This is a genomic window from Pinirhizobacter sp. (assembly GCF_035317885.1).
Taxonomy (GTDB): Bacteria; Pseudomonadota; Gammaproteobacteria; order Xanthomonadales; family Rhodanobacteraceae; genus Pinirhizobacter.
In genome coordinates this window covers 1-6,233 of record NZ_DATHFX010000248.1, presented here as the reverse complement: position 1 = coordinate 6,233, position 6,233 = coordinate 1, and the positions used below count along the sequence as shown (strand labels likewise).

7 protein-coding genes and 1 tRNA gene are annotated in these 6,233 nt (G+C 66.0%); 2 read left to right on the top strand and 6 right to left on the bottom strand.

Annotated features, from left to right (window positions below; translation table 11 throughout):
- From VK519_RS08115 to pcnB, 6 genes are all read right to left on the bottom strand, one after another.
- A partial coding sequence (locus VK519_RS08115) for a phosphoglucose isomerase-related protein (RefSeq protein WP_324348872.1) occupies positions 1 to 1,245 on the bottom strand: 1,245 nt, incomplete at its 3' end.
- A 69-nt stretch (positions 1,246 to 1,314) separates the two neighbouring features.
- Entirely contained in the window at positions 1,315 to 1,695 is a 381-nt protein-coding gene (gene panD, locus VK519_RS08110) for an aspartate 1-decarboxylase (RefSeq protein ID WP_324348870.1), read from the bottom strand.
- 125 nt (positions 1,696 to 1,820) lie between these two features.
- The gene (panC, locus tag VK519_RS08105; RefSeq protein ID WP_324348869.1) at positions 1,821 to 2,666 is read right to left on the bottom strand and encodes a pantoate--beta-alanine ligase; all 846 of its coding nucleotides are present in this window, start codon (positions 2,664 to 2,666) and stop codon (positions 1,821 to 1,823) included.
- 9 nt (positions 2,667 to 2,675) lie between these two features.
- Positions 2,676 to 3,515, bottom strand: a complete 840-nt coding sequence (gene panB, locus VK519_RS08100; RefSeq protein ID WP_324348868.1) for a 3-methyl-2-oxobutanoate hydroxymethyltransferase — start codon at positions 3,513 to 3,515, stop codon at positions 2,676 to 2,678.
- A 60-nt stretch (positions 3,516 to 3,575) separates the two neighbouring features.
- Positions 3,576 to 4,067, bottom strand: coding sequence for a 2-amino-4-hydroxy-6-hydroxymethyldihydropteridine diphosphokinase (gene folK, locus VK519_RS08095; RefSeq protein ID WP_324348867.1), 492 nt, complete (start codon positions 4,065 to 4,067; stop codon positions 3,576 to 3,578).
- 2 nt (positions 4,068 to 4,069) lie between these two features.
- Entirely contained in the window at positions 4,070 to 5,431 is a 1,362-nt protein-coding gene (gene pcnB / locus VK519_RS08090; RefSeq protein ID WP_324348865.1) for a polynucleotide adenylyltransferase PcnB, read from the bottom strand.
- 139 nt (positions 5,432 to 5,570) lie between these two features.
- On the opposite strand from pcnB, the gene VK519_RS08085 reads away from it, so the two are divergent.
- Positions 5,571 to 5,646, top strand: a tRNA-Glu gene (locus tag VK519_RS08085).
- Between the two features lie 22 nt (positions 5,647 to 5,668).
- Positions 5,669 to 5,992 (top strand): ferredoxin FdxA, encoded by a 324-nt coding sequence (gene fdxA, locus VK519_RS08080; RefSeq protein WP_324348863.1) that lies wholly within the window; start codon positions 5,669 to 5,671, stop codon positions 5,990 to 5,992.
- Positions 5,993 to 6,233: the final 241 nt, after the last annotated feature.

Genomic DNA, 6,233 nt, shown 5'->3' with positions numbered 1-6,233 from the left:
GCGATGGTTTTCCAAAAGCGCGTGGCCAGGCTTGACGATGCCGATGAACTCCAGCGGCACGATGTCGGTGCCCTGGTGCAGCGCCTGGAAATACGCATGCTGAGCGTTGGTGCCGATGCTGCCCCACACCACCGGCACCGTGCGCCCGGTGACCTGCTTGCCCTCCGGCGTGACGTGCTTGCCGAGGCTTTCCATTTCCAGCTGCTGCAAGTACGAAGGAAGGTCGATCAGCGGATCGACGTAAGGCACCACCGCACGGCTGGTGCTGCCGCGCACATTGCGGTTCCAGATCTCGGCGATGGCCAGTTGCACGGGCAGGTTTTCCTGCCAGGGCGCGCTGCGGAAATGATCGTCGATCATCGCGGCCCCCGCGAGCAACGCGCGGAAGTGCACCATGCCAACGGCAAAGGCGATCGACAATCCTACCGCTGACCACAGCGAAAAACGGCCACCCACGAAGTCCCACATCGGCAGCACCTTGTCGGCGGGAATACCCCAGTCGGCGGCAGCCTTGGTGTTGGAACTGACGGAAAGGAAGTGTCCGGCGGCCTTCTTCAGGTCGCCGCCGTAGATGGTGGCGATCCAGTCGCGCAGCACATTGCCGTTGAGCAGGGTTTCCTGGGTATTGAAGCTCTTCGATACCAGCAGCACGATCGTCGTCTTTGGATCGAGCGTCTTCATCAGGCCATCGGCGGCGTGGCCGTCGACGTTGGTCAGGAAATGATTGCGAAGATGGGGTACGTGGAACTGCGCCAGTGCATCGACAGCCAGGCGGGGACCCAGATCCGAACCGCCGATGCCGACATTGACGACGTCGGTAATGGTGGCCGGCAAGCCTACGTCGGGGCCCTTGCCCGCGTGCACGGCGCTGACCATCGTTTCGATGCGTTTGAGCGTAGCCTCGATTTCCTCGAGATCCGCGGCGGGCGCGGGCGACTTCAGCTTCGAGCCACCGGCGCGCAGCGCCGTATGCAGCACGGCGCGGTCTTCGGAGGTATTGATGTGCCCGCCTGCGAACATCTTGTCGCGCGCGGCTTCCCAGTTCGTGCCCTGCACAAAGGCGCCCACGGCGTCGAGCGCGGCAATGTCGAGCTTCTGGCGGGAGAGGTCCAGCAATACCGGCCCCACCCGCTTGCGCAGGCGGTCACCGCGCGCCTTGTCCTTGAGCAATTCCCGCAGGTGCGTATTGGCTAGACGGGAAGCGTGCTCGGCAAACGATGGCACGCGATCGGTGATGGCATCCATGGGAGGCTCCGGACAGTGACTGTAAGCCTCCGATGGTAGCGCAGCGTAGTTGACGAAAATGTCGCCAGGCTAGGCTGCCTGCTTGGGAATCGAATGATTGGTGTGCGTGATGCGGTTGTCACGGTCGACGTACACCATGGTCGGCTTGAACGCGGCAAGCTCGGCCTCGGACAGGCCGACGAAGGCGGCGATGATCACCAGGTCGCCCGGCTGGGCGCGATGCGCCGCGCTGCCGTTCACCGAGATGATGCCCGAGCCTTCCTGGGCTCGCAGCGCGTAGGTGGTGAAGCGCTTGCCGTTGTTGATGTTCCAGCAGTGGATCTGCTCGTACTCGCGGATGCCCGACGCGTCCAGCAGGTTGCCGTCGATGGCAATCGAACCTTCGTAGTGGAGCTCGGCGTGGGTCACCGTCGCGCGGTGGATCTTGGCCTTGAGCATGTTCAGGTGCATGGGAAAGTCCGGGGGTGCGGGTAGGCGTTAAAAGTTGCGCAGTGTATCGGCATGCGCTGGCGAAAAGTTAAGCAGCGCCCGTCGGGCCAGAACATGGGGCTGGCGCCTTGCCGATCAAGGGGATATCAGTCCAATGGCAGGTTGTCGATCAGGCGGGTTGCACCCAGCCGGGCGGCAGCCAGCGCCACCAGGCCCGTCCGCTCGTCGTCGGCGGGCTCGGCGAGGTCTTCTTCCCGGCGGATCACGATGTAGTCGGGGACGAAACCCGCCCGCTGCAGGCGGGCGGCCGCGGCCTGCTCGATGGCCAGGCGGGCATGGCCCTGGCCGAACAGCGCCTTCATCTGCTTGAGCGCCGCCGCCAGCTGGGGCGCGCGGGTGCGCTCGGCGGGAGTGAGGTACTGGTTGCGCGAGCTCAGCGCCAGGCCATCGCCATCGCGAAGGGTGGGACCGGCCATCACCTTCACCGGCAGGGCCAGGTCGCGCACCATCCGCTCGATCACCTTCAGCTGCTGGAAATCCTTCTGGCCGAACACCGCGATGTCGGGCTGGACCAGGGCGAAAAGCTTGTTCACCACGGTGGCCACGCCGTCGAAATGGCCCGGCCGGTGGGCGCCTTCGAGGGTTTCGCTCAGTCCCGGCACGTGGATGCTGACGCTGTTTTCGGCGCCGAAGGGGTAAATCGTGGACACCTCCGGCGCGAACAGCAGGTCGATGTCGAGCTCGGCCAGGCCCGACTGGTCCTGCGCCATGGTGCGTGGGTAGCGCTCGAAATCCTCACCCGGGCCGAACTGGGTGGGATTGACGAAGATGCTCGCCACCACGCGGTCGGTACGGGCACGGGCCAGCTTCAGCAGCGAGTGATGGCCCGCGTGCAGGTTCCCCAGGGTGGGCACGAAGCCGATGGTCTGGCCTGCCTGGCGCCAGCCGCGGACCATGGCCCGCAGGGCGGCGGCGTCTTGCACGGTTTGCATAGGATTCTTCTAGAAGCTGTGTTCGGGAGCAGGGAAGGCGCCACTGCGCACGTCCGCTATGTAGGCCTTGATCGCCGCTGCCACACTGTCACGCCCGGCGAGGAAATCCTTGCTGAACCGGGGTCGCTTGCCAGGCGTGAGGCCGAGCATGTCGTAGACCACCAGCACCTGGCCGTCGCAGTCGACACCCGCGCCGATGCCGATCACGGGAATGGCAAGCTCCGCCGTGACGCGGCCGGCCAGCGCCGAAGGCACGCATTCGAGGACCAGCATGTCGGCCCCGGCCCGCTGCACTGCGTGGGCATCGGCCAAAAGGCGCGCGGCGGCTTCTTCACCCTTGCCCTGCACCCGGTAACCGCCGAACTTGTGGACCGATTGCGGGGTCAGGCCCAGGTGCGCGCAGACCGGAATGGCCCGGTCGGCCAGGGCGCTGATCACCTCGCAGATGTGCCCGGCGCCTTCGATCTTCACCATCGCCGCGCCGCCCTCGGCCACCAGGCGGGTGGCCGTGGCCATCGCCGTGGCCACGTCACGATCGCTCATGAAGGGGAGGTCCGCCACCAGCAGGGTGGATTTCAGTCCCCGCGACACCGCAGCGGTGTGGTAGACCATGTGCTCGACCGTCACCGGCAGCGTGCTGCCATGCCCCTGCACCACCATCCCCAGCGAATCGCCCACGAGGGCGACGTCGATCCCGGCCGCCTCCAACTGCGCGGCAAAGCTCGCGTCGTAGGCGGTCAGCATGGTGATGCGGGTTTTTTCCTGCTTCATGGCCCGCAGGGCGGGTACCGTCACGGCCTTGCGCTCGGGAGCATTCGGATCTTGCGCGTACACGTGGCGCTCCGTCATGAAGTTGAAACGTCAGATTATCCTGCCGCAACGCAGCAAAGCTCAAGGACGGCTTTCGATTCAGCCCAGGCGCCGGCAGCCTGAAGCATCCACCCGGGCCAGCAGCCACGCCACCGTCCCCTGCCCCGGGATCACAAGCGCCGGGTCGATGTCGGCCAGCGGCAGCAGCACGAAGGCTCGACTTCCGATGCGCGGGTGCGGAAGCTGCAGATGCTCCTCATCGCACACCGTGTCGCCATAGAGCAGCAGGTCCAGATCGAGCGTGCGCGGGCCCCAGCGCTCGCCCGGGCGCATCCGGCCGAAGGCACGTTCGGTGGCAAGCAGGGCCTCGAGCAGGTCCGGGGCGGTAAGCCGGGTGCGCAGGCGCACCGCGGCATTGATGTAATCCGGTTGGGGTACCGGCCCCCAGGGCGGGCTCTGGTAATCGGCCGAGCGGGCCATCAGTTCGCAGCCCGGCAAGCCCCCCAGGGCCTGGACGGCCTGGGCGATGATGGCGCGGGAATCGCCCAGGTTGCTGCCCAACCCGACGTGGGCAAGCACGGCCACGGACATGGTCAGGATTCGGCCTTGCCGCCTTTGGGTCGACGCGCACGCCGGCGGCGCCGCACGGGCGGACGCTCGGGCGTAAGCGGCATGTCATCGGGTGAGGGTGGCAACGGACCGCCCCCCAAGGCCGCGGCCAGCATCTCCTGCGGCAAGGCCTGGGCGTGCTGCCACCATGCACCCAACTGCGCCATGGCGGCCGACTCCGGTGCCCGAAGCAGGAGGAAATCGAATGCCGCGCGAAAGCGGGGGTGGGCCATCAGGCGGAACACGCGTTTGCGCTGCACCTGCTCGAATCGCGGCTGCAGGGCCCAGATTTCTTCCATGGTGAGGGTGAAACGGCGTGGGATCGCCACACGCTGGCACTGCTCGCCCACCACCCGCACCGCGGCCCGCTGCCAGGCCTCGGTTGGCTCGATGCCGCGGGCGATCCAGCCTAAGGCCTGGTCGCGCACCTCGCCCCATAGCAGCACGGCGAAGAGGAAGGCCGGGGTGACCGTTTTGCCTTCCGTGACACGTGCATCGGTGTTGGCCAGGCCCTGCTCCACCAGCGAGCGAAGCGCCTGGTCACCGCGCTGGAGCGCGCGCGCGGTGGCCGGGAACAGGAACTTCAGGAGGCCGCAGGCCTCGAGCATGCGGAAGCTCTTCAGCCCATGCCCGGACAGGAACAATTTCAGCGATTCATCGTAAAGGCGTGCCGACGGCGCCTCGGCCAGCAGGTAGCCCAGGTCTTCGAATGGCGCGGCCGCGGCCGGGTCGATCCCGAAATTGAGTTTCGCCGCCAGCCGGGCCGCGCGGAGCATGCGCACCGGATCCTCGCGGTAGCGCAGTTCCGGATCGCCGATCAGGCGCATGCTGCGGTCGGCTAGGTCCTGCATGCCGCCGACGTAGTCACGCACGGAGAAATCGGCGATGTCGTAATAGAGCGCATTGACCCGGAAGTCGCGGCGGACGGCGTCTTCCTCGATGCTGCCCCAGATGTTGTCGCGCACGATGCGGCCATCGACGATATGGCGGTCGCCGCCCTCGGCGCCTTCCTCGCCCAGGCCACGGAAGGTCGCCACCTCGATGATCTCCGGGCCAAACACCACGTGCGCCAGGCGGAAGCGCCGCCCGATCAGGCGGCAGTTGCGGAAGAGCTTCTTGACCTCGTCCGGAGTGGCGTTGGTGGCCACGTCGAAGTCTTTCGGATGGCCGCCAAGCAGCAGGTCGCGCACCGCTCCGCCCACCAGGAACGCTGAATAACCCGATTCGTGGAGTCGGTAGAGCACCCGCAGCGCGGCCTTGGAGATATTTTTGCGCGAGATGGAGTGCTGCTCGCGCGGGATGATCCGTGGCGCGGTGGCGGCGTCGTTCCTTGGGTCGGAGTTCAAGCGTTGGTAGTCCTTGCGGACGCACCGCGCCCGACATTTTCTTAATGTAACCAAACTTTCCGCCGCTTACGATGGTCGGCTGATGGCGCCGTTGCCGGGCGGATGATTTCCGTTATACTACCGCGCTTCGTCGTACCCCGCTCCCTTCGTCTAGTGGCCCAGGACACCGCCCTCTCAAGGCGGGAACACGAGTTCGAGTCTCGTAGGGAGCACCACTTACCGCTGCTTGGCGCCCGCATGACCTTTGTCGTCACCGACAACTGTATCAAGTGCAAGTACACCGATTGCGTCGAAGTCTGCCCGGTCGATGCCTTCCACGAAGGTCCGAACTTCCTCGTCATCAATCCCGACGAGTGCATCGATTGCACCCTGTGCGAACCGGAATGTCCGATCAATGCCATCTACCCCGAGGACGACGTCCCCGGCGGCCAGGAAGGCTTCGTCGTGCTCAATGCCGAGCTCGCCAAATCGTGGCCGGTGATCACCGAGCGCAAGGATGGCCTGCCCGACGCCAAGGAATGGGAAGGCAAGCCGGGCAAGCTCGACCTCCTCGAGAAATAGAAAAAAACCCGCCGAAAGCGGGTTTTTTTGTTTCTGGCCGTGCGGATGGATGGTTGGGGGTCAGAGTCAATACTCTGACCCCGGACCCCGCAGCAGCAGTGCTTACTTGGCGAGGCGGCCGCGCAGCGACTCGATCACCTTCGTCACGGCGGCGCCGTCACCCTGGGCACTGACCTGGCTGCCCGTGCCGCTGGCCACCACCGAGACGGTGATCTTGCGGGCATCGGGCGAGGACGCATCG